The organism is Streptomyces sp. NPDC104761 (genome assembly GCF_055583445.1).
In genome coordinates this window covers 144,282-169,361 of the sequence record NZ_JBVJNZ010000014.1, presented here as the reverse complement: position 1 = coordinate 169,361, position 25,080 = coordinate 144,282, and the positions used below count along the sequence as shown (strand labels likewise).

Sequence of the window (25,080 nt, the reverse complement as noted above, 5' to 3'; positions counted from 1 at the left end):
CGCGGGCCGCCCGGTGTCGGCCGCGCGGCCGGACCCCCGGCCCCCTCACCGCATCACGTCGGCGAGGTGCGGCACGACGCGGGTCAGCCGGGTCACGCCCCACAGGATCAGACCGGCCCCGGCCACCTCGGGCAGCAGCCACCACCCGGTGCGGACCGACTCGTCGAAGAGAGAGACGCCGAGCAGCAGGCTCACCGCCGCGTCGCCGATCGTCAGCGCGGGCTGGGAGGCGACGAGCGGACCCGCCTGCAGCGCGTTCTCCAGGAGCAGCAGCGCCGCGATCCCGGTCAGCGCGAAGCCGTAGGTCTGCCAGGCGGTGAGGAACGCGGCCAGGCCGTCGTCGGCGAGCCGGCCGGTTGCCGACTTCATGAGCGCGGCGGTCAGCGCGTTGCCGATCGCGGCCCCCGTGGCCAGGGCCGCCGCACGGAACAGCGGCGACGAGGAGGACCGGACGAGCAGCACGGTGACGGTGATGGCGCCCAGGGTGAGGGCGAGGACCGGGATCCAGCGCTGCATGGACGCCTGCTGACGGCCGCCGGACGGGGCCGCCGCGGCGAGCAGCAGGGCCAGGCCGGCCACCACCACGGCGATCGTCCGCCATCCCTCCGGGCCCGGCCTGCGGTGCATCAGCGGTACCGCGATCAGCAGGGCGAACGGCAGCTCCAGCATGAACAGCGGCTGGACCAGCGCCATGGGCCCGTTGACCAGGGCGAGTGCCTGGAAGACCGCGGCCCCCGCCACTCCGGCGATACCGATGGCCCAGGCGGGCCTTCGTACCAGCACCAGCATCAGACGCAGCCCGCCGCGGCCGGGCGCGGTGGACGCGGCCTTGCGCTGGAAGGCCGTGCCCGCCGCATTGCTGACGGCACCCAGGACGGCGAAGAGCACGGCGAGCACCATGGTTCCAGCATGCCTGCCGCACCCGGTCCGCTCAGCTCCGGAGCGCCCCGGCCGGTGGTCCGGAGCAGGGCTACGGCCGGAGCACGATCTTGCCCTGGGCGTGCCCGCCCTCCAGATCGCGGAACGCCTCCCGTACCTGGTCCAGCGGGTAGACCCGGGCGATAGGGACGTCCAGGTCGCCCCGGGCGGCGAGCCGCGCGAGTTCACCGACCACGACCGCGGCCGCCGCCGAGCCCTCCCCGTAGGTCCGTGCGCCGACCCGGGCCGCGGCCTGCCAGTCGCGGATGGTGTTGATCCGCTCGGGCCGTACGCCCAGCTCCACGGCCATGTCCACGTAGCCGTCGCCGAACGTGTCGATGAACGCGTCCACGTGCTTGCCGTCGGCGGCCTTCCGGATCCGGTCGGCCGCGCCCTCCCCGTAGACGACCGGCACGACGCCGTGGGCCGTCAGCCAGGCGTGGTTCGCCTCGCTCGCCAGCCCGACGACGGTCGCACCCCGCCGCCGCGCCAGCTGTACGGCCAGTGCCCCCACACCGCCGGCCGCGCCGGAGACCACGACGGTCTCCTCCGGCCGGGGGTCCACCGCGAACACGCTCGCGTACGCGGTCGTGCCGGCCACGTACAGCGATCCGGCCACCTCCCAGGGCAGGCCCTCGGGACGGGTCACCAGGTGGACGTCCTCGGCCACCACGTACTCCGCGTGGCTCGCCCGGGCGTGGGTGAAACCGAGAACCTCGTCGCCCACCGCGAAGCCGCGCACCTCGGGGCCGGCCGCCACCACGACGCCGGCCAGGTCGCTGCCCTGCCCGGAGGGGAAGGCCGCGGGCCAGCGCCCGTGCCGGGCCCCCTCGCGGATCATCACCTCGCCGGGCTGGATCCCGGCCGCGCGGACCTCGACCAGCACCTGCCCGGGGCCGGGCACCGGCCGCTCGACCTCCTCCACCCGCAGCACGTCGATCCCGCCGTACGCGTGGAACCGCACCGCCTTCATCGCGTGATCACCGTTCCTCCTCGCTGAGCGAAGCCCTGGCCGACGGGCCGTCGGCCGGTTCCCTACCGGCCGGGGCTCCGCGTTCAACGGCCCGGCAGTGCAACTCTCTTCCCGGGAACCGCATCGGAGGCCGTCGATTCCCGCGTGCGTCAGGAGAGTTGATCCCGGCGAGTGGATCGCCGGCCAGGAACGCGGCCAGTTACGCGCGGTCGGGCGCCGTGGCCGGGCCGCGACGGGTCACCGAGAAGGCCGCCGCCGCGTTGTCGCCGCGTGCGGCCGTCAGCGGGTCGAACCCCTCGCCGAGCCGCGCGAGGAACGCGCCGACGTGCGCGTCACCGGCGCCGTTGCTGTCCAGGGCGGTGACCGGGAAACCAGGTACGTGCACGGAGGGTCGACCGGCGACGGCCAGCCGGCAGCCGTCCTTGTCGGCGCGGACGAGCACCCCGGCGCCGGGGGCCAGCCGGCGGCCGAGTTCGGTCGCCGCGGCACGCGGACCCTCGTGCCCGGTCATGATCCGGGCCTCGCGTGCGTTGGCGCTGAGCCAGTCGGTGCGGGCCAGCACCGGGGCGAGGACGTGCTCGGGGATGTCGGCGACCAGCGGTCCCGGATCGAGGCAGAGGGTGCTGCCGACGGGCAGCACGGCGGTCAGCCCGGACAGCAGCGGGCCGTTGGTGCCTCACCCCCGACGAGGACCGGGGATTCGCGGTCGACGAGGCCGAGATCACCTGGTGGGGACTGTGCGCGCAGTGCCGGCAGGCCACCGCACCGGAATAGGTCCGCCTCGCACCACGTCACGTGACGCGGGTCACCGCGCCGCATGAGCCGAACCAGGAATGCGCGCTCGCCGCATTCCGCTGCAACGTTGAAGGGGGTGGGCTGGGCAAGGGCGCTCGGTGCGGCCGGCCACGGACGGCGAAGAGACCATTCGCTGCCGCCGGTCACCCCTCCCGAACCCGCCGTCCCCGAAAGGTTCCCCCGCTCATCATGCCTCTGGCTCTGCTTGCCCTTGCCGTCGTCACGTTCGGCATCGGTACCACCGAGTTCGCCACCATGGGTCTGCTGCCCCAGATCGCGGACGGCGTCGGGGTGTCGGTGCCGCACGCCGGCAACCTCGTCTCCGCCTACGCCCTCGGAGTCGTCGTCGGCGCCCCCCTGCTCACCGGCATCGGCGCCCGCGTACCCCACAAGCGGCTGCTGCTCCTGCTGACCGGGCTCTTCGTCGTCGGCAACACGGCGTCCGCGCTCGCCCCGAACTTCGGCCTGCTGTTCGCCGCCCGCTTCCTCGCCGGACTGCCGCACGGCGCCCTCTTCGGCGTGGGCGCCGTCGTCGCCTCCCGGCTGGTGGCGGCCGACCGCGCGGCACGCGCCGTCTCCCGGGTCTTCCTCGGCCTCACCATCGCCAACATCGTCGGCGTCCCCGCCGGCACCGCCCTCGGCCAGCACCTGGGCTGGCGGTACGCCTACTGCGCGGTCGCCGTCATCGGCCTCGTGGCGCTTCTCGCCCTCGCCCTGCTCGTACCCCACCAGCCGCGCGGCCCCCAGGCCGGCATCCGGCAGGAACTGCGCGCGATGGGCAACCGGCAGGTCTTCATCGGCCTGGCCACCGCCGTCGTCGGGTTCGGCGGTTTCTTCGCCGTCTACAGCTACCTCGTCCCCATGCTGACGCACCTGACGGGCCTCTCCGACGCCTCGACCACCTGGGTCCTCGCCCTCTACGGCGTCGGCATGACCCTCGGCACCCTGCTCGCCGGCCCCCTCACCGACCGCGCCCTGCGCCCCACCCTGTACGCCGGGATCACCCTGCTGGGGGCCGCGCTGGTGACGTTCTACTTCACCGTCCACAGCACGGTGCCGGCGCTGGTGACGGTCACCTTCATCGGCGCGATGGGCGCGCTCATCACCACGCCGGTCCAGATGCTGCTGATGCTCAACGCGAAGGACGCCCCGACGATGGCGGCGGCCTCCAACCACTCCGCCTTCAACATGGCCAACGCGGCCGGCGCCTGGCTCGGCGGCCTGGTCGTCTCGGCGGGCTGGGGCTGGGCCGCGCCCAACCTGGTCGGCGCGGCCCTGGCGGCGGCCGGCCTGGCACTGGCCGTCACCGGCGGCCTCCTCGACCGTGGAAACCGCCCCTCGAAGGTGGTCACCGGCCAGGAAGCCGCAGAACCGGACCGCCCCACCGCCCCCGCCCACGGCGTGACCGAGCCGAACCGGAGCTGACCTCGGTCGTTCGGATCCCGGGTTCGTTGCGTGCGCCCGTCACTCGTGCTTGGCTCGCCCGATGAACCTTTTGCTGACGGCGAGTGGCCTGCGTAACCAGACGCTCCGGGACGCGTTGCGGGACATGCTGGGAAAGCCGTTCGGATCGGCGAACGTCGTGTACGTTCCCACGGCGTCCGTCGCCGAGCCCGGGGACCACGGATGGCTGGTCGCGGACATGAACCGGCTGCACGGCCTCGGCTGGCGGGAGTTCGACGTCCTGGAGCTGAACGGCCTGCCCCGGCAGATGGTGCTCGACCGGCTGCGCAACGCCGACGTCGTCTACGTCGGGGGCGGCAACCACTACCACCTCGCGCGCAGCATCACCGGGAACGGTCTGGCCGACGGGTTCCTGGAGGCGCTGGAGGACCGGGTCTACGTGGGGCTCAGCGCCGGATCGATGATCTTCAGCCGTCATCTCACCGCACACTCCGCCGACGTCATCGGGGACACCAAGGACCTGCACGTACTCGGCGCGACGTCCGTGGACCCGCCGTTCGGCCTCTTCGACTGGTACCTCAAGCCCCACCTGTACTCGCCGGACTTCCCCGAGCGCGACGACGCCTGGGCCGATCGCATCGCTGAACGGGCGGACTTCCCGATCTACTTCATCGACGACGAGACGGCCGTGCGCGTCAGGGACGGCAAGCTGGACGTCGTTTCCGAGGGCCGGTGGCGGTTCCATCCGTGAGCACGTGTTCCCGGCCGGCGGTGCTCGGGGCGGCCGGGCAACCGTGCTTGCCGTTCCACGGCGTCGCGTGGTCGGATGACTCCAGCATCGCGTGCCGGTGACGGTCTGCGTCAGGCATGGAGGTGCGGGAACGAAGGGGCCGCCACCCGTGGCTTCCCGTGACGGTGACCGTGCGGTCGCCCTGAGCCGACAGCTTGCGCAAGCGCATCAGGAACTGCGCCGCCGGATCCGTGAGATCAGGACAGGTCTCGGACACCGCCGGTTGAGCGAGGATGTGCTGCTCACCCATTGCCTGGCTTTCTGTACCGCGTTGACCTCGCACCATCAGGGTGAGGACACCGGGATGTTCGCCCAACTGCTCCGGGAACGCCCGGATCTCGCTGCCACGGTCGCGAATCTCGTGGAGGACCATGGGCTGATCGCCTCGATCCTGGCCCGGGTGCGCGAACTCGCGGACCGGGCTGTGGAACCGCGTGGTCCGGCCCTGGAGGACATCGGGCGTGAGCTCGACGGACTGGCGGCGATCATGGAGTCGCACTTCGGCTACGAGGAGCGCACGATCAGCGAGGCGCTCGACGCCGGGAAGCCCGACACGGACTGGCCCGACCTGGTGTTCGGGTTCGGGCGGTGACGTCGAGTGCGAGGCGGTCAGCCGGCCTCCGCCCCTGCTGTCAGCTCGTCGATCACCCCGCACAGCGCAGCCAGTTCGGCGGGGGTGGGATCGGCCGGTTCGTGCGGCACCAGTGCGGCGGGGTTCACCACGACGGTGGTGCCCTCGGGGCTTGCGGCTCCCGCGGCGCGGGCCAGGGGACCGCTCATGCCGGGCTCCGGGGCAAAGAGGCCGTCGGCGAGTTTCCGTAGCGCGGGCGCGAGGGGAGGCGACGGGAAGGGGAAGTTCGCGGGCAGCAGCGCGGCCTGCCGGGTGTGGTCGTCGCCGCGGAAGTCCAGGATCCAGTCCTCCCAGCCCGGCAACGGCCAGTCGTGAAGGCCGGCCACGGTCTGCACCGCCCACAGCGAGACCGTGCGGGCCTGCGGGTCGAAGTGGACGCCGCCGTACGGCATGTCGGTGAGTGCGGGAGTCGCAGACGACGCGGCGATCAGGTCGACCAGGCGGGGGCCGCCGGCGAGGTGCTCGACGGGCTCCCAGTCGCTGCCCCACGCGCGGACCCTTCCGTCGGGCAGCCGCAGGGAGACGACGCAGCAGGGCTCGGTGTCATCGCCGGCCGCGAACCCGGACGGCTCGAAGGTCTCGAACCAGCCCGGCGTACGGGTCAGGTCCCTGCCGAGGCCGAGGTGGTGGGTCAGATCGCCCATGCCGTCGTGTGCGAAGCGGACGTCCCAGCCGGGCCAGGTCCGGGTCAGTACGGCGCGGGCGGCGACGTGGTCGGCCCAGCTGTCCACGGAAGCGAACCAGAGCAGGGCCCGGCGGTCGTGGTCGACGAGTGCGGCACCCTCGCACCACACGTCGTCGAGCCATTCGTCGATCTCCCGGTTGGCCCGGAAACAGCGTGTCGCCGCGGCCGGGCCGGGCAGGAGATCGTCGACGATCCGGTTGGCGGCCCAGTGCGAGTAGTACCGCTGCCAGGCGCCGTTCTCCACCACCACGTACTGCGCTCGTGCTCCCATGATCAGCGAGGCTAGCGCCGCTGTACGACAGGCGCCGAGCGAATTTCTGGCGACCCGCCCCGGCCCCCGGAATCAGGCCGGCCGCTCGCGGAGTTCGACGAGCGTCGACGCGGTGAGCGGGAGCGGTGCGTCGGCCGGGTCGAGCAGGACGACCGTGCAGGTCGCGGCGTGGGTGAGCGCGCTGGTGAGGCTGCCGTCGGCGAACTGGGCGAGCGGTCCGCGCGGTGAACGGCCGACGGCGACGGCCCGGGCGTGGACCTCGGCGGCGTGCCGGGCGAGGACCCGGCCGGCGGCGGCGTGGTCGCCGACGCTGTCCAGGATCTGGCCGGTCGCGGCGAACCCCTGGGCCGCGAGCCGGTCGAGGTGGGCGACGACCGCGGCGCGGGCCTCGTCGGGGGTCTCGGTGTCCGCGGCCAGCTCCTCCACGACGGCGGTCCGCTGGACGTGCACCACCTCCAGCGGGCTGCCGGTGTCCCGCGCGAGCCGGGCGGCGGCGTCCACGACGGCCGCGGCCCCCTCGTGGGCGCCGACGGCCACGACGACCGGGCCCGGTCCGGCCGCGGCCTGCCGCCCGACGGGCGTCAGAGCGGGGACGGCGGGCTCGCCGCCGGCCAGCCGGGCCTCCGCGTCCCGCAGGAGCCCGTGCCCGCTCGCCAGCACCGGGATCGCCAGCAGGAACGTACCGGCGCCCAGGTAGAACGGCACGCTCAGGTCGGTCGCGTCCGCCAGCTTCCCGGCGACGTACGGGGCCAGGCCGCCGCCGATGAACCGCAGGAAGCCGTAGGCGGAGGAGGCGACGGGACGCTCGACCGGCGAGACCACCATCACCGCCTGGGTGGTGAGCGTGTTGTTGATGCCGATGAAGATGCCGCTGACGATCACCGCGACGATCACGACCGTCGGCCTGTCGACGCCCGCGGCGATGACCGCCATCACCGCGCCGAGGCCCACGAGGTTGGCGTACAGCACGGGCGCGGTGCCGAAGCGGGCCTGCAGGCGCGGCGCGAAGAAGACGCTGAACGCGGCCACCAGCAGCCCCCAGCCGGTGAAGACCAGCCCCAGCTGATGGGCGTTCAGCTCCATCGGATACGGCGCGTAGCCGAGCATCGTGAAGAAGCCCCAGTTGTACAGCAGGGCCATGATGCCCATGGTCAGCAGTCCGCGGTGGCGCAACGCGGTGATCGGCGCCAGCGGCGAGGTGCGGCGCTCGGGCCTGGGCAGCGCGGGGACGAACGCCAGCGTCGCGACGAGCGCTATCGCCATCAGGACGGCGACGCCGAAGAAGGGGCCCCGCCAGCTGATGCCGCCCAACTCGCCGCCCAGCAGCGGGCCGACGGCGATACCCAGGCCGAGGGCGGTCTCGTAGAGGATGATCGCGCCGGCGAAGCCACCGCTCGCCGAGGCGACGATCACGGCCAGCGAGGTGGCGATGAACAGGGCGTTGCCAAGCCCCCACCCGGCCCGGAAGCCCACGATCCCGTTGATCGAGCCGGAGGTGCCGGCGAGCGCGGCGAACACGACGATGATCGCGAGACCGGTGACGAGGGTGCGCTTGGCGCCGATCCGGCTGGACACCCAGCCGACGATCAGCATCGCGACGGCGGTCACGATCAGGTAGCTGCTGAACAGGAGTGAGACCTGGCTGGGGGAGGCGTGCAGGCTCTCGGCCAGTGCGGGCAGGATCGGGTCCACCAGGCCGATGCCCATGAACGAGATCACGCAGGCGAACGCCACGGCCCACACGGCCTTCGGCTGCCTGAAGGGGCTCGCGGCCCTCTGGTGCGGTGCACTCATCGACGGTCCTCTCTCCGGATGCGGACGGACGGGACGGACGGGACGGATGGGGCTGACGGGACGGCTGCGGGAGGGTGTTGCTGCCGGAGGCGTGCGGGTCCGCGGGTGCCTCAGCCGCGTGCCCGGCGTTCCTCGATCGCGCGGGCCAGGGCCGGCAGGGCGAGCCGTACGGCCCGTTGTTCGGGCTCGGTCAGTGCCTCGACCAGTTCCTCGAGAGCACGGGTGCGTTCGGCGCGGCGCTGCCGGAAGACGTCGAGGCCGGTCGCGGTGATCTCCACGAGAACCCCCCGGCCGTCGCTGCTGTCGGCGTTCCGTCCGACCAGTCCCGCGCGCTCCAGCCGGCCGATGAGCTGGGTCATCCCCGGCTGCGAGACGCCTTCGGCACGGGCCAGTTCGGTCAGCCGCAGCGGACCCTCCCGGCCCAGCCGGGCCAGCGCGGCGGAGGCGGTGGTGCTCAGGCCGCCCGCGGTGGCGCTGTGCCGGACATGCCGTACCAACTGCTCGACCGCGGTCATCAGTTGCTCCGGTGCCCCGGCGGGATCGGGCTCGCCGCCCGGCCGGCCGTCGGCGCCCCGCTCCTCTTCCCGTTCATCCATAACGGCATTATGCATCTAGATGTAGTGTGAAACAAAGAGTCCGGGACGTTCTCTCGGCCGGGCGGTCCCGGCGACCGTCACAGGTCCACGCGTGCGCCCAACCCCCGCGCCCGTGCCCCGTCGTAGGCCACCCGGACCGCCGCGACGTCCAGCGCCGCGTGCCCGGTGGACTTGAAGACCGTGAGAGCCTCGGTGTCGCCGTCCCGCCCCGGATGGTCGCCGGCGAGGACGGAGCCGAGGAGGGTGACGGGCCGTCCCGGGGGCAGGTCCTGGAGTTCGTGGGCACCTGCCGGCGGCGGCGACGTGGACGCGCCGGTCCACTCCGTGAACAGGGCAGCGTCCCGGACCGTCGCGGGATCCAGTTCGGGGCCGTGCGAGCCGCCGACCGAGGAGACGTGGACGCCGGCGGAGAGCCACTCCCTGCGGACGACGGGAGCGGTGGCGCCGGTGCAGCAGAACACCACGTCGGCCGTGCGCACCGCGTCCTCCACGCCCGCGACGACCCGCGCGCCCGGGAACAGCGCGGCCGCCTCACCCGCCCGCACCGGGTCACGGCCGGCCACGACGACCTCCGCCTGCGGACGGACGGCGGCGAGCAGCGCCAACTGGGCCCGCGCCTGAGCCCCTGAACCCAGCACCGCCACTCGGCCGAGACCCGGGCTCGCGGCCAGGGCCAGCGCACTCCGCGTGGCGGACGCCGCGGTCCGGACCCCGGTCAGCGCCTCGGCGTCCACCAGCGCGAGAGCCCGCCCGTCGTGCTCGTCGAACAGGACCACGAGCCCCCGGTGGAAACTCCGCCCGGGGTGCTCCGGATCTGCGGTCACGGTGACCAGTTTCGCCGCCAGGCCCAGGCCGGTGACGTATCCGGGCATCGCGCCGAGCAGGCCGGCGGGTGTCAGCGCGGCGATCCGCGGCGGAACGGAGACCTCGCCACGGGCGACGGCGACGAGCGCCCGGCCCACCGCGTCGAGCACGGCGGCCGGCTCCAGTGCGGCGGCCGTCTGCCGGCCGTCCAGCACCAGTACCCCGCTCACCGGCCCGCCTCCGTCCCGCCGGCGGTCAGCGCCGCCACCAGTTCATCGGCAGCCGACGTCAACTCCCGTTCGACGGCGGCGAGTGTGGCGCCGCCGAACTCCGCCCCCGGCCCCACCACCGTCAGCGCGCACACCGGCGCCCCCGGGTCGGGCACCACCGCCCGGCTGACGGAGGCCACCAGCTTGTCGTTACGGCCGTGCTCCACGGCGACGCCGGTCCGCGCGACCTCGGCCAACTCCCGTGCCAGGTCGGTGTCGTCCCCGGGGAGTCGCTCCAACCACCGCTTCCGCGCCTCCGGTTCGAGCGCGGCGACCAGCGCCAGCGGCCCGGCGAACCGCCGTACGGGCAGCAGTTCGCCCCGCAGATGGCTGATCATGGCGAGCCGTTCGGGCCGGACGACGTCGATCACCCGGCCGCCGCCCTCCTCCAGCACCTGCAGGTTGACCATCATCGAGGTCGCGGCGGACAACCGCTCCAGCACCGGACGGGCCAGCGCGGTCAGCGAGTTGCCCGCGGCCGACGCGGACATCCGCAGCACGGCGGCGCCCGGCAGATAGCGGTCACCGGCCCGCAGCACCCAGCCCCGCCGGACCAGGTCCAGCAGGATCCGGTACGCGGTGGCGCGGTGCAGCCCGACCTCGGCGGCGAGGTCGGTCAGCCGCACGGGGTGCGGCGCGCGCGAGACGGCCTCGACCAGGTCGAGGGCCTTGTCCACGGCCGACCGGGGCGGTCCCGGGGCGACGGATGCGTCGGGCATGGCGGCGGCTCTTCCCTCTCGTCCTCGTCCCAGGCGCCACGACGACCGTGGCCCGGCACGTCCTGTCCGGTGCGTCCGGTACGGGCCCTTGCGGCGGTTCGCCGGCTGCAGAGTACAGTTACCTGGATTTTCGTCCCACGATACAGATGTTGCGCACCGCGTAACAAACAGGCAGCGGACCGAAGGGTGACCATGACCGACCTGCCCCCGGGCGCCCCGACCCCCTGGGCCGCTCCGCCCGCCGGAACCGTCACCGTCTACCGCGGTGCCACCCTCTTCGACGGCACCGGCGGCCCGCTCCGCCCGAACACCACGATCGTCACCGACGGCGCCCGCCTGCACACCGTCGCCGGCGACGCCGACCCGCTGCCCCCGCAGGCCGCCGACGCCCCCCAGGTCGACCTCGCCGGACGGTTCGTCGTGCCCGGCCTCGTCGACACCCACCAGCACCTGGCCACCCCGCCCGACCGGCCCGTCGCCGAGGCGGTGCTCCGCCGCCTGGTGCACAGCGGGGTCACCGCCGTCCGCGACATGGCCGACGACCTGCGCCACATCGGCGACCTCGCCCGGGCCACCCTGGTCGGCGAGATCCCCGGTCCCGACATCCGCTACGCCGCCCTCATGGCCGGGCCCTCCTTCTTCGACGACCCCCGCACCCACGAGGTCTCCCGCGGCGCCGTCCCCGGTGCCGTCCCCTGGATGCAGGCCGTCACCCCCGGCACCGACCTGCCGATCGCCGTCGCCCTCGCCCGCGGCACCCACGCCGCCGCGATCAAGGTCTACGCCGACCTGGACGCCGCGACCGTCGCCGCCGTCACCGCCGAGGCGCACCGCCAGGGCATCGCCGTCTGGGCACACGCCACCGTCTTCCCCGCCGGGCCCGGCGAGGTCGTCGCCGCGGGCGTCGACAGCGTCTCCCACGTCACCCTGCTCGCCTTCGAGGACCCCACCGAGCCGCTGACCAGCTACAAGACCAAGCCACCCGTCGATCACGACCGCTTCGCCGCGGGCGACGATCCGAAACTGGCCGCCCTCTTCGCCGAGATGCGCCGCCGCGGCACGGTCCTGGACGCCACCGCGTCCATGTGGACCAGCGACGAACTCCGGGGCGACACGCCCGAGTCCGCCGAACGAGCCGCCCGCAACGCCGACCTGGCCGCCGCCGTCACTGCCCAGGCGTACCGCGCCGGAGTCGACGTCTGCACCGGCACCGACCACGAGACCGACCCCGGCGACCCCTTCCCCGCCCTGTACGGCGAACTCGCCTTCCTCGTCGACCGCTGCGGCATCCCCACCGCCGACGTCCTGCGCTCGGCCACCCTCGTCGGCGCCCGTGCCGCCGGCACCGAGGCGGACATGGGCACCGTCGAACCCGGCAAGCTCGCCAACTTCGCCGTCCTGGACGAGAACCCCCTCCACGACATCGGCAACCTGCGCACCATCACGTACACCGTCAGACGCGGACACCGCTTCGACCGCGCCGAGTTCGAGAAGGACGCCCAGTGACCAACACCGACACCGCCGGCGCCGCCGGCCGCCCCGTGATCGTCAACGCCCTGGGCCAGCTCGACAACCCCAACACCCCCGCCGCCCGTGCCGCCGCGACCCAGCTCAACCCCGCCAGCGAGCAACTCGCCGTCGACGCCCGCGCGCTCGCCGACGCCCACGCCTCCGGCCTGACCGCCGTGAACATCACCCTCGGCTACACCATGGGCGACCTGCCGCCGTACGAGCACACCCTCGCCGAGATCGCAGTCTGGGACCGGATCATCGAGGCCCACCCCGCCGACCTCCTCAAGGTCCGCACCACCGCCGACATCCACCGTGCGCACCGGGAGCGACGGATCGGAGTCGTCTACGGCTTCCAGAACGCCGTCGCCGTCGGTGAGGACCCCGCCCTCGTCGGGAGCCGGGTCGCGACCTTCGCGGACGCCGGCGTCCGCGTCGTACAACTCACCTACAACCAGGCCAACCACCTCGGCGACGGCTCCATGGCCCCCGCCAACCGCGGCCTGACCCCCTTCGGCCGGCAGGTCGTCGAGGCCCTCAACCACCACCGCCTGATGGTCGACCTCTCGCACAGCGGCGAGCGCACCTGCCTGGAGGCGGCCCGGTACTCCCGGCAGCCCGTCTCCGTCAACCACACCGGATGCCGCGCCCTGGCCGATCTGCCCCGCAACAAGACCGACGAGGAACTCCGGCTGGTCGCGGACCGGGACGGGTTCGTCGGCATCTACTTCATGCCGTTCCTCAACCTCACCGGGCAGGCCACCGCCGCCGACGTCGTGGACCACATCGTGCACGCGGTCGACGTCTGCGGCGAGGACCACGTCGGCATCGGGACCGACGGCGGTGTCACCGCCGTCGACGACCTCGACGCCTACCGCGCCGCCCTCGCCGAACACGTGGCCGCGCGCCGCGCGGCCGGCGTCGGGGCGGCCGGTGAACGGGCCGACACCTACCCCTTCGTCGTCGACCTGCGCGGCGTCGACCAGTTCCGCGACCTGATCCGTCTCCTGGAGAAGCGCGGCTACCGCTCCGGGCGCATCGAGAAGATCCTCGGCCGCAACTTCCTCGACTACGCCGACCGGGTCTGGGCGGCCTGACGGACGGCGCGGCCCCGCACCGGCATGACCTTCCCGCGGAGGCGCCCCCGGGTGCGCCTCCACCACGCGCTGGTGCTGCTCGCCGACCGGATGCCCGGTGACGGCGGTCGCCCACGCGTGCGGCTGGTCGTCCGCCGGCACCTTGATCGACGCCTTCCGCCGCGCCTTCGGCCACAGCACGCGGGTCCGCCGCCCCTGAACCGGACGTGCCTTCGGCCCCGGCCGGCCGGGGCGGCGAGGAGGTCGTCGCCCCGGCCGGCCGTCGCTCACTGGCCCGGCGCGAGGACGTACGTGTTGAGCGTGCCCACCGTGGTCAGCGGGGTGGGCGATCCGGTGTCGTACCGGTCCACGGCCACGTAGTTCGGCTTCTTCCGGGCGGCAGGAGTGCAGAAGTTCTGCGCCCGGTTGAGGATCTTGCCGTTGTCGGTGGTGGCCGTGCCGGCGATGGGATAGTCCCGGAAGTGGTTCATCACGAACAGCGGGTGGAAGGCGGACGAGTCCGTGGTCAGCGGTCTGTCGGTGCCCCACCGGCTGTAGCAGGACCAGTCGGAGCCACCGAGGCCGGCGCCCATGGACCAGTAGTTCTCCACGGTCCACTCGCGCTGGTACATCACGCCGAACGTGTCGCGGGTGGCGTACCCGTTGGCGGTGTCGCTCGCCCGGGTCCGGTCGCTGAAGATCAGCAACTGCTTGCCGTGGGCCGCGAGGTCGGCCATGGTGGGCCAGCCCGTGGTGGCGACGCCGTCCTGGTCGGGCCGGTACAGCACGTCGTACAGGCCGTTGACGGAGGCGAGGGAGGACTTCAGCACGTCGGAGGAGGCGTAGTCCTCCAGGAACACGGTCGCGAACTGGCCGGGGTGGGCCTTGAGGAAGTCCACGATGCGCTGGAGGTCGGTGGCGAGCGGGACCGGGCTGCTCACGCCGTCGCAGCTGTTGTGGCACAGCACGGCCTGCCCGGAGACCGTGTAGTCGTCGAGCATGAAGCCCCGTACACCGTCGGACAGTTGCCGGCTGATGCCGTAGTTCTGGTTGGGGAACAGACTGACCGGGAAGGACGCGAAGTTGCCGTCCGAGCCGTTGGCGAAGGCGTTGTGGGCGGTCAGGAACGTGACCTGGTCGAGGGTGCGGGTGTCCGCGGAGGGCATCGGAGTGGTGGCGTAGGAGACCGGGGTGAGGTACCAGCGGGCGAGGTCGCCCGAGGACCCGACCTGCACGGCGGCCGAGTCGGAGGAGGACCCGGTGAGGTACTGCGAGGTGCCGGGGACGGTGACGGAGTAGGTGCTGCCGGCGCCTGTGGTGATCGTCCAGGTCGTGCCGTCCGCACCGCAGGCGGCGGTGACCGCGGCGGTGCCGCTGCGGCCCAGGCACGTGCCGGACTCGTCGGCGTTCTGGAGCTGGTAGCCGCCGCTGACCGCGACGGCGGTCCACTGCTGGTGGTCCTCGTTGCCCTTGGGGTTGTGCGCGGCGACGGTGCCGCCGCTGTCGCCGGCGTTGAGGCCGGTGACGTAGTTCTGCAGGTATACGGAGGAGGCGGGGACCGCGGCCGACGCGGTGCCCGGGAGGAACGCGGGCGCCGACAGGGCGAGGACGGCGGAAGAGCACAGGACGCGCAAGGGGCGCAGACGCACGGGACATCCCTTCGCTGGGACACGGATTGCCGAAGGTGGCAGAGCCATGACTTACCCGCTGGTAGGTGTGGAGCGCCAGTGGTGGCACCTGAATTCCGCATCACACGAAGGAAGGTGACGTGCCGTCACCGAAGTTCCGGTCTCGGCATCCGTCCCGCCGATGCGGCCGGGGGCCGAGTGAGAGAGGGTAGGAGGTGACCTGCTCCGTCGTCCGGAAAGAGGCAGCCATGACAGGACCAGAGGCCGAGGCCGAGGCCGAGAAGGAGATCCTCGGCCGCATCACGGAAATGATCAGCCAGGAGAAGGACCTCCGTGACCGCCTGGCGCAGGAGGAGATCGACGGGACGACCGAGCACGCCCGGCTGGCCCGCCTGGAGACCGAACTCGATCAGTGCTGGGACCTGCTGCGCCAGCGCCGGGCCAGGGTAGCCGCAGGTCAGGACCCCGGCGAGGCGAACGTCCGCCCGGCGTCCCAGGTGGAGCGCTACCTGTCCTGAGCGCCGCACCGGCCCCGCCGTACGAGGCCCGGCGCACCAGGAGGGCGGCCCCCGCACCGGGCCGCCCTCCGCGCCGTCGTACGGGCGTGCCCACCGCCCGGCGGTGCCGGCGCCGGCCCGCACCGCCGCCCGGCAGGGACTGGACTCGCCGCTCTCCTGCACCGATCGTTGGCGGTATGAACGATCACCGCACGGCCCCCGCCACCGCCGCCACCCCCGTCGGATCCGCTTCGGCCCACGATTCCGGTCACGGTGCGGAGGCCGAGGCGATCCGCCTCTTCCGGGAACGGCTCGGCCTGGCCGGACTGATCGACGTCCACACCCACTTCATGCCCGAGCGGGTCCTGCACAAGGTCTGGAACTACTTCGACACGAACGGACCGCTGATCGGCGACCTGGAGTGGCCCATCACCTACCGGAAGGAGGAGGCGGAACGCACCGCTCTCCTCAGGGAGTTCGGCATTCGGGCCTTCACCTCGATGCTCTACCCGCACAAGCCCGGTATGGCGGCCTGGCTGAACGCGTGGGCCGCCGACTTCGCCGGCCGCACCCCCGACTGCCTGCACACGGCGACCCTCTTCCCCGAGCCCGGCGTCGAGACGTACGTGCGGGCGGCCGTCGAGGCGGGCGCCCGGGTGTTCAAGGCACACGTGCAGGTAGGGGCGTACGACCCGGCCGACGAACTCCTCGAGGGAGCCTGGGGGCTGCTGGCCGAGGCCGGGATTCCCGTCGTGATCCACTGCGGCTCGGGTCCGGCCCCCGGCAAGTACACCGGCCCCGGTCCGGTCGGGCGGGTACTGGCCCGGCACCCGGGGCTGCGGCTGGTCGTCGCGCACATGGGGATGCCGGAGTACGAGGAGTTCACCGGCCTCGCCGAGCGGTACACGGAGGTGCGGCTGGACACCACGATGGCGTTCACGGACTTCACCGAGCGGTTCATGCCCTTCCCGCCCCGGGCCCTGCCCCGGATCGCCGCACTGGGCGACCGGATCCTGCTGGGCTCCGACTTCCCCAACATCCCGTACCCCTACGTGCACCAGCTCCACGCCCTGGAACGGCTGGAACTCGGCGACGAGTGGCTGCGGGCGGTGTGCCACGACAACGCGGCCCGCCTCTTCGGGCTGTGACCGGTACCGTGCCGGCGAGGACGGAGCGCCGGCCAGGCCCGGGTCAGGCCGGCGGCGCCATGGGCGCGGCGGCGACCACGATGCCCGCCTCCTGCCGCTCGCACAGGGTCACCAGCTCGGTCAGGGCGACCGGCCCGTCGCCGTGTTCGGCGTTGTGGTCGATCAGCACCACGGGCTGCTGGAAGCCGTCCCGCTCGGCGGGCACGAAGTCGGTGACGGTCTCCCGGCGCACGAGGACGGCACGTCCGTCGTGCTGGGGATCGCGGGGGAGCCTACCGAGGTGCGCACGCAACGCGGCCGGACGTGCGGCCAGGTCCTCGGCGAGTACGTCCAGGCGGGCGAGCAGGGACACGGAGAGCCGGTTCCCGCTCCGCTCGTACCGGGCCGAGAGATCCTCCGGCAGCAGGTAGAACACCCCGGCCTCGCCCTCGTGGCCCCGGTTCAGCAGCATGCAGGCCATCCGCTCGGCCGGATCGGCGGACGTCCGGTCGAGGTCGAGGATCACCTCCCGCATGTCCGGGTCGAGGAAGGGGATCTCACTGACCCACATGCGGGCGGAGCCGTCCATGCCCGGCATTCAAGCACACCCCCGCACCCGGGCCGAGCGCCCGTTCAATCCCCGATGAACCGCACGGTCTCGGTGATGTCGGCCCGGCCGGTACGCACCCTTGACGCGCCCTCCTCCTCGAAGCCGACCGCGAGTCCGCACAGCAGCACGAGACGGTCGTCGGCACCGACCAGCCGGCTGACCGTCTCGCGGTACATCGTCCACATCACCTGCGGGCAGCTGTGCAGGCCTTCGGCTCTCAGGAGCAGCATGACCGTCTGGAGGTACATCCCGGCGTCCGCCCACTGTCCGGGGCCCATCGCCCGGTCGAGGTAGCAGAACAGCACGAGGGGCGCCCCGAACGCCTGCGTGTTCAACGCGGTGATCCGCACCGGCCGTTGCGGGTCCTCGCGTTCGATGCCGAGTGCCGCGTACCGCAGGGCGGCCGCCTCGGCGAAACGCTCCCGGTACGGCTCGGCCAGCTCGGCCGGGTACATCGGGTACTCCCGCCCGTCGCCCGGGTCGCCCGCCAGCGCCCTGGCGGTGGCTTGCCGCTTCAGGCCGTCCAGGGGCTCGCCGGACACCGCGTACACCTGCCAGGGCTGGAGGTTGCCGCTCGACGGCGCCCGTGCGGCCGCCGCCAGTACCCGTGTCAGCACTTCCCTGGGTACGGGCCGTCCGCTGAACGCCCGTACGGCCCGGCGGCTGTCCACCGCCTCGTACACATCCACGCCGGCTCGGCCTTTCCGGAACGAAGCGACGGGCCCTCGCAACGGGCCCGGAGCTAGGGGAGTTCGACGCTGATGACGTTGCGCAGCATCCCGCGCAGGTGATCCGGCATGTCGATGGTGTCCGGGCTGAGCAGCCACTGGACCTGCAGGCCGTCGAGGTAGGCGACCAGATCCGCCGCCAGGTGCGAGGCGTCCACATGGGAACGCAGCAACCCGCGCCGCGCCAGGTCGTCGACGGCCGACTGCATCTCGCGGCGGGTGCGTTCGTAGCGTGCCGTGAAGTACGGGCGCGCCGGGTGGTCCGCCGCGGTGGCCTCGCTGGACAGCACCGCGAACAGGCTCACGATGACGGGGTTGGCCTGGTTGTGTGCGACGAGCCTGATCATCGCGGCGAAGTAGGCGAGGCCGTCCTGGCTGAGCGCACCCGATTCGAGGAAGTGCTCGCCGTCCTGACGGTCGCGTGTCTCCAGGACCGCCTCCAGGAGCGACTCCTTGGTGGGGAAGTGGTGCAGCAGGCCCGCGCGTGAGACTCCGCAGGCGGCGGCGAGCTGCACCATGCTCGCGTTGCGGTAGCCCACCTGCCCGAACGCGGTGAACGCGGCCTCGATGATCTGGGCACGCCGTCGCTCCCCCTTGGGGTAGTTCCGCGGGGCCGCCGCCGGCCGAGCCGTCTCCCTTGCCATGAACAAGATGCTAACGACCCCTAGAAACCAGCACCCCTGTCGGTATTCTGTTTCCCGGCCGTCCGCCACGAGAGGAGTTCCCCTTGTCGACACCACAGTTGTCGGTTCAGCTCTACTCCGTACGCCAGGCTCTGGAGGCAGACGAGGACGCCGCCCTCGCCCGCCTGGCCGCCCTGGGGCTGACCAACGTCGAGGTCTTCGGCTTCACGCACCGCGCGGACGAACTCGCCGACGCGCTCGCCCGGCACGGCCTGTCCGCGCGGACCGGGCACGCCGGGTTCCTGTCGCCCGACGGCGCGCCGGGGACCGATCTCGACGACACCTTCCGGGCCGCCCGGCGACTGGGCGTGGAGATCCTCTTCGACCCGTTCGTGCCCGCCTCCCGGTGGGCCGACGAGAAGGAGATCGCCCGTACCGCCGACCTCCTGAACGAGGCCGCCGAGCGCGCCGCCGGGCACGGACTCAGGGTCGGCTACCACAACCACTCCCAGGAGTTCGTGCACACCGTCGGCGGTGTCAGCGCCTTCGAACGCTTCGCGGACCTCCTGAACCCGGAAGTCGCCCTGGAGATCGACTTGTTCTGGGCCGCCGCCGGCGGCAACGACGTCGTCGCCCTGCTCGGCCGGCTGGGCTCCCGGGTACGTGCCCTGCACGTGAAGGACGGCCCCGTGATCGACGACCCGTTCACCTCCGGCGCCCCCTTCGACCCCGCCGACACCGGCCAGGTCGCGGCGGGCCAGGGGCAGATCCCGCTGGCCGCCTCGCTCGCCGCGGCCCCGCACGCCGAGTACGCCGTCATCGAGTTCGACCACTACGACGGCGACGTCTTCGAGGGCATCGCGACAGGCATCTCCTACCTGAAGGGCAAGGGCATCGCCTGATGACGGCACACCACCCGGTCGGCGTCGGCGTCATCGGCGCCGGCAACATCAGCGACCAGTACCTGACCAGCCTCACCCGCTACCCCGACCTGCACGTGGCCGCCGTGGGCGACCTCGACACCGCGCGCGCCGAGGCCCAGGCCCGCGCGTACGGGGTCAAGGAGTGGGGAACGGCCGCGGACGTCCTCGCCCACCCGGACGTCGAGATCATCGTCAACCTGACCGTTCCCGCCGTGCACGCCGAGGTGAGCTCCGCGATCCTGGCCGCCGGCAAGCACGTCTGGTCCGAGAAGCCGATCGCCCTGGACCGCGCCGACGCGCGAGCCCTGCTCGACCAGGCCGCCGCGGCCGGTCTGCGGGTCGGAGTCGCCCCCGACACGATCCTCGGCCCCGGCCTCCAGACCGCCCTGCGCGCGATCGCCCGTGGCGCCATCGGCTCCCCGCTGTCCGCGCAGACCGTCATGCAGTACGCGGGACCCGACCTGTGGCACCCGAACCCGGAGTTCCTGTTCGCCAGGGGCGCCGGCCCCCTGTTCGACATGGGGCCCTACTACCTCACCGCGCTGGTCTGCCTGTTCGGTCCGGTCTCCCGGGTCGCCGCGCTCGGCTCGACCGCCCGCACGGTCCGCACCGTACGCAGCGGGGAGCGCTCCGGCACCGAGTTCGCCGTCGCCGTACCCACCCATGTCTCCGCGCTCACCCAGTTCGAGAGCGGTGGCGTCGGCCAGAGTGTCTTCAGCTTCGACTCCCCGCTCACCCGCACCGGGTTCGTGGAGATCACCGGCACCGAGGGCACCCTGGTCCTGCCCGACCCCAACACCTTCGCCGGCGAGGTGAGGATCACGCGCGTGCCACAGCGGGGCCGGGAGGCGGAGTGGGAGACCGTAGCGCCCGTCGGCGTCGAGGGCGGCCGCGGCCTCGGAGTCCTGGACATGGCGCGGGCCGTCCGCGCCGGAACCCCGCACATCGCCGGCGGAGACCTCGGCTACCACGTCCTGGACACCATGGTGTCCATCGACGAGGCCGTCACCTCCGGCGAGACCGTCCGCGTCGCCAGCACGGTGCCCGAGATACCGCTCGTCCCCGAGGACCGCGACCCCTACGGAGCCACCCTCTGACCGGCCCCCGCATGCCGGGGCCGGGGCTCAACTGATCGCCCGGCACGGGTAATTGACGCGGCGGTCGGGCGGCTGCTTCACTGGTCCAGTGGCTGAGCCACTGGACCAACAGGTCGCAGAACCGGTGGACCGCTCGACCAGCGGGCCGCCGACCGCTGAACCACTTACCGAAGCCTGGGAGATCCTCCGTGGCCGTCGAGAGCATTCCGCGCCGAACCGTGGTCGACCTGCTTGAGGCACGGCTGCGTGAGGACATCCTCAGCGGCACCCACGGCCCCGGAACCCTGCTGCCCCCCGAGCGGGAGCTGGCCGCCGGGTACGGGGTCACCCGTACGACGTTGAAGCACGCGCTGACGCGGTTGGAGCAGGCGGGGCTGCTGAGCACCCGGCACGGTATCGGCACCCGCGTCCTGGACTACCTGCGGATCGGGGGCGCCGACCTGCTCCCGATGCTGGCGGCGCAGGACCCCGCGTGGCTGCGGGAGGTCTTCGAGGTACGCCGGCACATCGGCTCCCTGATCGCCGGCCGCGCGGCCGACCGGCGCACGGAACGACAGGCCCGGCGGCTGGAACACCTGCTGCGGCAGGTCGCGGACGGCCCGGACGCCGACGCCGTCCAGCTCGCCGACGTGGAAGTGCACCGCGAACTGGCGCGGGCCACCGGCAACCGGGTCTACCTGCTCCTCACGAACACGCTGTTCAACGCCTATCTTCCGGTACGGGCCGCGCTGCGGGCGCCGTTCGAGGACGCGGCGCGGGCGGCGGACCGCCTCGCGCCGGTGGTGCGGGCCGTGGCCGCCCGGGACGCCGTTGAGGCGCGGCGCGCGGCCGAGACGTATCTGGCCGGCACCGAGAAGATCATGCTCGGTTCACTGAGCAGCCCGCGCGGCCGCCCACCCGCCGACGGCCTCCGGTAGCCGCCCCGGCCGCGACCCGGATGCGCACCGGCTCACGTCGACGCTGAGCGTCCACGGCGATCCCGCCTGCCTGCGGCACGGCCCCGTTCGAGCGGGGATGTCCGTTCATCCCACGCGCACTTTTATGTCATGTCCCGGACAAGCAGTTCCAGGCGGGACCCGACCCCATGACGGCCGCCCGTTCACCCTGGGCGCGGCGGCGACCGACAACACAAGGAGCATGGTGAACAGATCAAGCAGGAGACGCAGCGTCCTCATCGGCGTGATGCTGTCCGCGGTCATCGGCGGCTGCGTCCAGCCGGCGATCGCAGCACCGGTGCGGGACGCGCAGGACCAGTCCGGGACGTTCCGCAAGTCTCCGGTGCTGTCGACCGAACAGGACGTCGCGAAGGCGCTGTCCGCCTCGCTGCGCGACCCGCGCTGGCGCGAGCAGATCCGTGCGGCCGCACTCGGCGGCGCGGACGTGGACCTCCAGGCGCTCGCGAGCAGCACCGCCGCTCCCGAGGGCAGGCACCTCTTCGCCTCCGTGTCCGCCGCGGACCACCGCGTCGCGGCCCTGAAGGGCCTGCCCGCGTCGACCGGCTCGCTGCTGCGCGTCCGGCTGGGCGCGCCGTCCATGCGGTCGCACCTGAAGGCCGGAGTCACCCCCTGGATCGCCGTCCCCGCGACCGACGACGACGCCAAGGCCATCACGGCGTACGACAGTCAGGGCCACGCCCATGCCGTCGACACCGCGCGCGTCCCCGAACGCCCGCTGTACATCCTGGACATCGACGTCACCAAGGCCCACCGGGCCGGCCTGAAGGTGCTGCAGAAGGCCTTCGCCGACAAGGGCCTGACCTCCCTCCCGTCATCGAAGGCCGCGAACAGGGCCGACGCCGCGAGCACGGCGGGCTGGTGGGCGACCAAGGTCACGGCCGTCGAGGTGAACGACGACAAGGAGCCCTGGTTCAAGGGCGCCGCCGAGATGTTCTCGCTGGTGACCGGCTTCGGCCAGGACGGCACGGCGCGCGTCGACTCGGTGGACATGCCCTACCTGGACTACGACGGCACCGTCTACTACCCGAACCAGATCCTGGTCAACTGGTCCACCTACAAGTACAACCTGGCCGACGTCGTCATGATGGAGGACGACGACGGCACCAACTACCGTGCGCTGGCGCAGGCGATCACCACGGCGCTGCTCACCGTGACCGACCAGGGCACCTACATCCCGCTGGTGAACGCGGTCCTGAGCGCGATACCCGACAGCTGGTTCACCGACGACCCCGACTACGTGGAGTCCTGGTACACCCTCGCCCAGAACTCCACGGGCCGGCTCAAGGCGCCTCGGGCAACGGCTGGATGACCGTCGAGCCCTACTTCGTCGAGGAGTTCTAGTCCGCACCCCCAGGCGCGGGCCGGCAGCCGCCCGTCCAGAGAAATGAGCGGCGCGCTCCTCGGGTACGGGGTACGGTGCGCCGGTGTCAGCGATCAAGAAGTTCCAAGTCACCTTCGACTGCGCAGAACCTGAGCGTGTCGCCCGCTTCTGGTGCGAAGTGCTGGGCTACGTCATGCCGTCGCCACCGGAGGGGTTCGCCACCTGGGACGACTACAACCGCAGCCTGCCTCCGGAGAAGCGGGGATCATGGTCCGCCTGCAGTGATCCCTCAGGTGTCGGCCCGCGCCTGTACTTCCAGCGCGTCCCCGAAGGCAAGGCCGTCAAGAACCGGGTGCATCTCGACGTCCGGGTCGGCACCGGACTCGTGGGGGACGAGCGCCTCGCCGTGCTCGAAGCCGAGTGCGCACGACTGGTCGCGCTCGGTGCGACCCACGTGCAGACGCTGTACGCCGACGAGGATAACGAGTCCTGCATCCCGATGCTGGACATCGAGGGCAACGAGTTCTGCATCGACTGAACATTCATCGAGCCCGGGGGAGTGGGACACCACCTCCCCCGGGCCTCTCTGGTCGCGGGTGGGGCGGGGATACCCCGACACCCGCGCCTCGCTGATCAAGAACCTCACGCTCGCCTGGGACATCGCCCTGCCGGACGGAATCCGTCCGGCCGAGGGCTGAGCAGCCGGCCACCTGGCCAGGGGCTCTGCCCGCAGGCGGGCCGGGGGGTCGCCGTACCATCGAAGAGCGATCGACAGGTTCCGCGGCCTGGGCCGCACGCCCGGGCGCTGCCCGTACGACGCGACCGGCAGCGCGGTCCCCGACGGAGTCGGCCCGGGCCGTGACCTGCTATCAGGGACAGGCAAGGATGAGCGAGCAGAGCAACCCCACCGCCACGACGGACGCGACGGACAAGGCGTTCTCACCGGACGGGCCCACGCTGCGCCGCCGCCGTCGGCGGGCGGCAGGACAACTTGCCCTGTGCGTGGTGGTGCTCGTCCCGTGGACCGTCTACCTGGCCGTCTCGTTGCCCGACCGCTTCGAGGCCCGGTACTGGCCCATGGTGTGGGTGGGCTTCGACGTCATGCTGCTCGTGTCGCTGGCGGGCGCCGGGGTGGCCGTCTGGCTGCGGCGGCAGATCCTGGTGCCGATGTCCTTCGTGGCAGCCGCGCTCCTGGTCTGCGACGCCTGGTTCGACGTCTCCCTGAGCTGGGGGCGAGGCGACGTGTGGGGGAGCATAGCCTCGGCCGTGCTGGTGGAACTGCCGCTCGCCGTCCTGCTCGTCATGCGCGCGCGCCGGGTGCTCAAGATCTCGGCTCGGCTGGCCTGGCAGCGACTCGGACTGGCAGGTGAACCTCCACCGCTGTACAAGTTGCCGCTGTTTGTCACTCTGGAGTCCCCAAGCAGCATCCAGTCGGACGTGAAGGAAGCCGAGGATGCCTGACGGCCTCGGGAGGGACCTGGCCGGATCCGTTCCGTGCCGTGCCCGGCCGGCTCCTGTCCGTGCCGTGGCCGGCCGCGCGCCGGGCCCGGTCACGCGCTGGTGGGTGGCGAGCACGCGATGTCGGAGACCGTCGTGATTGTCGGGGAGACCTGACCGGATGCTGAGGCGGTGCGCTCGTCCTGCCCGCGGGCGGCGTGGATCCGCAGCAGTCCTTCGATGCCGCGCAGCAAGGTCTCGCCGGCCATGACGGGGTCGCCCAGGTAGCCGGCGCTCATCGCGCCGTCGCGGAGCATGACGAAGTGCCGCCCGGCGTACTCGGCCTGCACGGCCGTGATCTCGGCGAACAGTCCGGTGACCGTCTGAAGGAACCATGCGCGGTGCTGCACGACGGCCCGGTGGACCGGGTGGCCGGGATCGGGGAATTCCGCCGCCGCGTTGAGGAAGGCGCATCCGCGGTAGCCGGGCGAACGGATCTGCTCGACCAGGGACGCACCGATGCCCCGCAGGACACCGTCGGCCGGTACCTCCGCGTCCGTCAGCGAGCCGATCTGGGCGCGGATCGCCTGGTCGACGCTTGCGATGTAGGCGACGGCCAGGTCTTCCTTGCTGCGGAAGTGGCGGTAGAAGGTGGCGTTGGTGACCTTCGACTCAGCGACCAGACGGTCGACGCCCACCGTGTGGATGCCCTCCGTGTAGAAGAGCTGCCCGGCAGTCCTCAGGAGGCGTTCCCGGGCCTCGGAGACTCGTCTGCCTGTGCCTGTGCCGGCATCCGTCTTTGCCATGCCGCCCATTGTAGGGGGTAGAACGCTCTCTCTTGTTTTCACGGAGGCGCTGTGCCAGGCTGCCTCAAGAGAGAACGTTCTCTCTACTTTGCA

26 protein-coding genes and 1 pseudogene are annotated in these 25,080 nt (G+C 72.4%); 14 read left to right on the top strand and 13 right to left on the bottom strand.

Annotated elements, in window-relative coordinates; translation table 11 throughout:
• Positions 1-45 precede the first annotated feature (45 nt).
• From ACZ63F_RS32640 to ACZ63F_RS32630, 3 genes are all read right to left on the bottom strand, one after another.
• On the bottom strand, positions 46-900 hold the full coding sequence (locus ACZ63F_RS32640) for a DMT family transporter (protein WP_469716561.1): 855 nt from the start codon (positions 898-900) through the stop codon (positions 46-48).
• Positions 901-970: 70 nt separating this feature from the next.
• Complete coding sequence (locus tag ACZ63F_RS32635) at positions 971-1,891, bottom strand: NADP-dependent oxidoreductase (RefSeq protein ID WP_469716559.1); 921 nt, start codon at positions 1,889-1,891, stop codon at positions 971-973.
• Positions 1,892-2,090: 199 nt separating this feature from the next.
• Positions 2,091-2,531, bottom strand: a complete 441-nt coding sequence (locus ACZ63F_RS32630; RefSeq protein WP_469716557.1) for a PfkB family carbohydrate kinase — start codon at positions 2,529-2,531, stop codon at positions 2,091-2,093.
• A 344-nt stretch (positions 2,532-2,875) separates the two neighbouring features.
• On the opposite strand from ACZ63F_RS32630, the gene ACZ63F_RS32625 reads away from it, so the two are divergent.
• The 3 genes from ACZ63F_RS32625 to ACZ63F_RS32615 all read left to right on the top strand — a co-directional run bounded on the left by ACZ63F_RS32625 (position 2,876) and on the right by ACZ63F_RS32615 (position 5,472).
• Positions 2,876-4,111, top strand: a complete 1,236-nt coding sequence (locus ACZ63F_RS32625; protein WP_469716555.1) for an MFS transporter — start codon at positions 2,876-2,878, stop codon at positions 4,109-4,111.
• Positions 4,112-4,172: 61 nt separating this feature from the next.
• On the top strand, positions 4,173-4,841 hold the full coding sequence (locus ACZ63F_RS32620) for a Type 1 glutamine amidotransferase-like domain-containing protein (RefSeq protein ID WP_469716553.1): 669 nt from the start codon (positions 4,173-4,175) through the stop codon (positions 4,839-4,841).
• A 91-nt stretch (positions 4,842-4,932) separates the two neighbouring features.
• Positions 4,933-5,472 carry a hemerythrin domain-containing protein gene (locus tag ACZ63F_RS32615; RefSeq protein WP_469716550.1) on the top strand — a complete coding sequence of 180 codons (540 nt, stop codon included), beginning with the start codon at positions 4,933-4,935 and terminating at the stop codon, positions 5,470-5,472.
• A gap of 17 nt (positions 5,473-5,489) precedes the next feature.
• Here ACZ63F_RS32615 and ACZ63F_RS32610 read toward each other — a convergent pair whose 3' ends face one another.
• The 5 genes from ACZ63F_RS32610 to ACZ63F_RS32590 all read right to left on the bottom strand — a co-directional run bounded on the left by ACZ63F_RS32610 (position 5,490) and on the right by ACZ63F_RS32590 (position 10,649).
• Positions 5,490-6,467, bottom strand: coding sequence for a hypothetical protein (locus ACZ63F_RS32610; RefSeq protein WP_469716548.1), 978 nt, complete (start codon positions 6,465-6,467; stop codon positions 5,490-5,492).
• A 72-nt stretch (positions 6,468-6,539) separates the two neighbouring features.
• Positions 6,540-8,261, bottom strand: coding sequence for an MFS transporter (locus ACZ63F_RS32605; RefSeq protein WP_469716546.1), 1,722 nt, complete (start codon positions 8,259-8,261; stop codon positions 6,540-6,542).
• 110 nt (positions 8,262-8,371) lie between these two features.
• Entirely contained in the window at positions 8,372-8,776 is a 405-nt protein-coding gene (locus ACZ63F_RS32600) for a MarR family winged helix-turn-helix transcriptional regulator (protein ID WP_469716804.1), read from the bottom strand.
• A gap of 158 nt (positions 8,777-8,934) precedes the next feature.
• Positions 8,935-9,891 (bottom strand): ornithine cyclodeaminase family protein, encoded by a 957-nt coding sequence (locus tag ACZ63F_RS32595; protein ID WP_469716544.1) that lies wholly within the window; start codon positions 9,889-9,891, stop codon positions 8,935-8,937.
• Positions 9,888-10,649, bottom strand: a complete 762-nt coding sequence (locus tag ACZ63F_RS32590) for an IclR family transcriptional regulator (protein ID WP_469716542.1) — start codon at positions 10,647-10,649, stop codon at positions 9,888-9,890. Before ACZ63F_RS32590 ends, ACZ63F_RS32595 begins: the two co-directional genes overlap by 4 nt.
• Before the next feature lie 192 nt (positions 10,650-10,841).
• Here ACZ63F_RS32590 and ACZ63F_RS32585 point away from each other — a divergent pair, with 192 nt between their 5' ends.
• The 3 genes and pseudogenes from ACZ63F_RS32585 to ACZ63F_RS32575 form a co-directional block, all read left to right on the top strand.
• A complete protein-coding gene (locus ACZ63F_RS32585; protein WP_469716540.1) occupies positions 10,842-12,155 on the top strand; it encodes an amidohydrolase family protein in 1,314 nt (437 codons plus the stop codon).
• Entirely contained in the window at positions 12,152-13,255 is a 1,104-nt protein-coding gene (locus ACZ63F_RS32580; protein WP_469716538.1) for a dipeptidase, read from the top strand. The genes ACZ63F_RS32585 and ACZ63F_RS32580 overlap by 4 nt, the downstream gene beginning before the upstream one ends.
• A 15-nt stretch (positions 13,256-13,270) precedes the next feature.
• Positions 13,271-13,454, top strand: a pseudogene (locus ACZ63F_RS32575) (helix-turn-helix domain-containing protein); the annotation flags it as partial.
• A gap of 67 nt (positions 13,455-13,521) precedes the next feature.
• Here ACZ63F_RS32575 and ACZ63F_RS32570 read toward each other — a convergent pair.
• Positions 13,522-14,931: an RICIN domain-containing protein gene (locus ACZ63F_RS32570; protein WP_469716536.1), complete on the bottom strand. Its 1,410-nt coding sequence runs from the start codon at positions 14,929-14,931 to the stop codon at positions 13,522-13,524.
• 179 nt (positions 14,932-15,110) lie between these two features.
• Between ACZ63F_RS32570 and ACZ63F_RS32565 the strand changes: the two genes are divergently transcribed.
• Both ACZ63F_RS32565 and ACZ63F_RS32560 read left to right on the top strand, forming a co-directional pair.
• Entirely contained in the window at positions 15,111-15,380 is a 270-nt protein-coding gene (locus tag ACZ63F_RS32565; RefSeq protein WP_469716534.1) for a DUF2630 family protein, read from the top strand.
• 176 nt (positions 15,381-15,556) lie between these two features.
• Positions 15,557-16,507, top strand: coding sequence for an amidohydrolase family protein (locus ACZ63F_RS32560; protein ID WP_469716533.1), 951 nt, complete (start codon positions 15,557-15,559; stop codon positions 16,505-16,507).
• 43 nt (positions 16,508-16,550) lie between these two features.
• Here the strand turns inward: ACZ63F_RS32560 and ACZ63F_RS32555 are convergent, their stop codons facing one another.
• The 3 genes from ACZ63F_RS32555 to ACZ63F_RS32545 are packed head-to-tail and all read right to left on the bottom strand — an operon-like array spanning position 16,551 to position 18,468.
• Complete coding sequence (locus tag ACZ63F_RS32555) at positions 16,551-17,075, bottom strand: hypothetical protein (RefSeq protein ID WP_469716531.1); 525 nt, start codon at positions 17,073-17,075, stop codon at positions 16,551-16,553.
• Positions 17,076-17,119: 44 nt separating this feature from the next.
• Positions 17,120-17,785, bottom strand: coding sequence for a nitroreductase (locus ACZ63F_RS32550; RefSeq protein ID WP_469716528.1), 666 nt, complete (start codon positions 17,783-17,785; stop codon positions 17,120-17,122).
• A 53-nt stretch (positions 17,786-17,838) separates the two neighbouring features.
• Entirely contained in the window at positions 17,839-18,468 is a 630-nt protein-coding gene (locus ACZ63F_RS32545) for a TetR/AcrR family transcriptional regulator (protein WP_469716526.1), read from the bottom strand.
• An 83-nt stretch (positions 18,469-18,551) separates the two neighbouring features.
• On the opposite strand from ACZ63F_RS32545, the gene ACZ63F_RS32540 reads away from it, so the two are divergent.
• From ACZ63F_RS32540 to ACZ63F_RS32515, 6 genes are all read left to right on the top strand, one after another.
• On the top strand, positions 18,552-19,349 hold the full coding sequence (locus ACZ63F_RS32540; protein WP_469716523.1) for a sugar phosphate isomerase/epimerase family protein: 798 nt from the start codon (positions 18,552-18,554) through the stop codon (positions 19,347-19,349).
• Complete coding sequence (locus tag ACZ63F_RS32535; RefSeq protein ID WP_469716521.1) at positions 19,349-20,467, top strand: Gfo/Idh/MocA family protein; 1,119 nt, start codon at positions 19,349-19,351, stop codon at positions 20,465-20,467. Before ACZ63F_RS32540 ends, ACZ63F_RS32535 begins: the two co-directional genes overlap by 1 nt.
• 188 nt (positions 20,468-20,655) lie before the next feature.
• Positions 20,656-21,384: a FadR/GntR family transcriptional regulator gene (locus tag ACZ63F_RS32530; RefSeq protein WP_469716519.1), complete on the top strand. Its 729-nt coding sequence runs from the start codon at positions 20,656-20,658 to the stop codon at positions 21,382-21,384.
• Positions 21,385-21,604: 220 nt separating this feature from the next.
• On the top strand, positions 21,605-22,732 hold the full coding sequence (locus ACZ63F_RS32525) for a DUF3103 family protein (RefSeq protein WP_469716516.1): 1,128 nt from the start codon (positions 21,605-21,607) through the stop codon (positions 22,730-22,732).
• Positions 22,733-22,847: 115 nt separating this feature from the next.
• The gene (locus ACZ63F_RS32520; RefSeq protein WP_469716514.1) at positions 22,848-23,282 is read left to right on the top strand and encodes a VOC family protein; all 435 of its coding nucleotides are present in this window, start codon (positions 22,848-22,850) and stop codon (positions 23,280-23,282) included.
• Positions 23,283-23,629: 347 nt separating this feature from the next.
• Positions 23,630-24,205, top strand: coding sequence for a hypothetical protein (locus tag ACZ63F_RS32515; protein WP_469716511.1), 576 nt, complete (start codon positions 23,630-23,632; stop codon positions 24,203-24,205).
• Between the two features lie 89 nt (positions 24,206-24,294).
• Here ACZ63F_RS32515 and ACZ63F_RS32510 read toward each other — a convergent pair whose 3' ends face one another.
• Positions 24,295-24,996, bottom strand: a complete 702-nt coding sequence (locus ACZ63F_RS32510) for a TetR/AcrR family transcriptional regulator (protein ID WP_469716509.1) — start codon at positions 24,994-24,996, stop codon at positions 24,295-24,297.
• Between the last annotated feature and the right edge of the window lie 84 nt (positions 24,997-25,080).

What these genes read in the sequence shown, in the direction of transcription:
- ACZ63F_RS32570 (WP_469716536.1), bottom strand. Translation starts at nt 14,931, where the DNA reads ATGGCTCTGCCACCTTCGGCAATCCGTGTCCCAGCGAAGGGATGTCCC.
- ACZ63F_RS32525 (WP_469716516.1), top strand. Translation starts at nt 21,605, where the DNA reads ATGGTGAACAGATCAAGCAGGAGACGCAGCGTCCTCATCGGCGTGATG.
- ACZ63F_RS32605 (WP_469716546.1), bottom strand. Translation starts at nt 8,261, where the DNA reads ATGAGTGCACCGCACCAGAGGGCCGCGAGCCCCTTCAGGCAGCCGAAG.
- ACZ63F_RS32545 (WP_469716526.1), bottom strand. Translation starts at nt 18,468, where the DNA reads ATGGCAAGGGAGACGGCTCGGCCGGCGGCGGCCCCGCGGAACTACCCC.
- ACZ63F_RS32510 (WP_469716509.1), bottom strand. Translation starts at nt 24,996, where the DNA reads ATGGGCGGCATGGCAAAGACGGATGCCGGCACAGGCACAGGCAGACGA.
- ACZ63F_RS32565 (WP_469716534.1), top strand. Translation starts at nt 15,111, where the DNA reads ATGACAGGACCAGAGGCCGAGGCCGAGGCCGAGAAGGAGATCCTCGGC.
- ACZ63F_RS32585 (WP_469716540.1), top strand. Translation starts at nt 10,842, where the DNA reads ATGACCGACCTGCCCCCGGGCGCCCCGACCCCCTGGGCCGCTCCGCCC.
- ACZ63F_RS32535 (WP_469716521.1), top strand. Translation starts at nt 19,349, where the DNA reads ATGACGGCACACCACCCGGTCGGCGTCGGCGTCATCGGCGCCGGCAAC.
- ACZ63F_RS32610 (WP_469716548.1), bottom strand. Translation starts at nt 6,467, where the DNA reads ATGGGAGCACGAGCGCAGTACGTGGTGGTGGAGAACGGCGCCTGGCAG.
- ACZ63F_RS32635 (WP_469716559.1), bottom strand. Translation starts at nt 1,891, where the DNA reads ATGAAGGCGGTGCGGTTCCACGCGTACGGCGGGATCGACGTGCTGCGG.
- ACZ63F_RS32625 (WP_469716555.1), top strand. Translation starts at nt 2,876, where the DNA reads ATGCCTCTGGCTCTGCTTGCCCTTGCCGTCGTCACGTTCGGCATCGGT.
- ACZ63F_RS32620 (WP_469716553.1), top strand. Translation starts at nt 4,173, where the DNA reads ATGAACCTTTTGCTGACGGCGAGTGGCCTGCGTAACCAGACGCTCCGG.
- ACZ63F_RS32640 (WP_469716561.1), bottom strand. Translation starts at nt 900, where the DNA reads ATGGTGCTCGCCGTGCTCTTCGCCGTCCTGGGTGCCGTCAGCAATGCG.
- ACZ63F_RS32600 (WP_469716804.1), bottom strand. Translation starts at nt 8,776, where the DNA reads ATGACCGCGGTCGAGCAGTTGGTACGGCATGTCCGGCACAGCGCCACC.
- ACZ63F_RS32560 (WP_469716533.1), top strand. Translation starts at nt 15,557, where the DNA reads ATGAACGATCACCGCACGGCCCCCGCCACCGCCGCCACCCCCGTCGGA.
- ACZ63F_RS32590 (WP_469716542.1), bottom strand. Translation starts at nt 10,649, where the DNA reads ATGCCCGACGCATCCGTCGCCCCGGGACCGCCCCGGTCGGCCGTGGAC.
- ACZ63F_RS32555 (WP_469716531.1), bottom strand. Translation starts at nt 17,075, where the DNA reads ATGGACGGCTCCGCCCGCATGTGGGTCAGTGAGATCCCCTTCCTCGAC.
- ACZ63F_RS32515 (WP_469716511.1), top strand. Translation starts at nt 23,630, where the DNA reads ATGAGCGAGCAGAGCAACCCCACCGCCACGACGGACGCGACGGACAAG.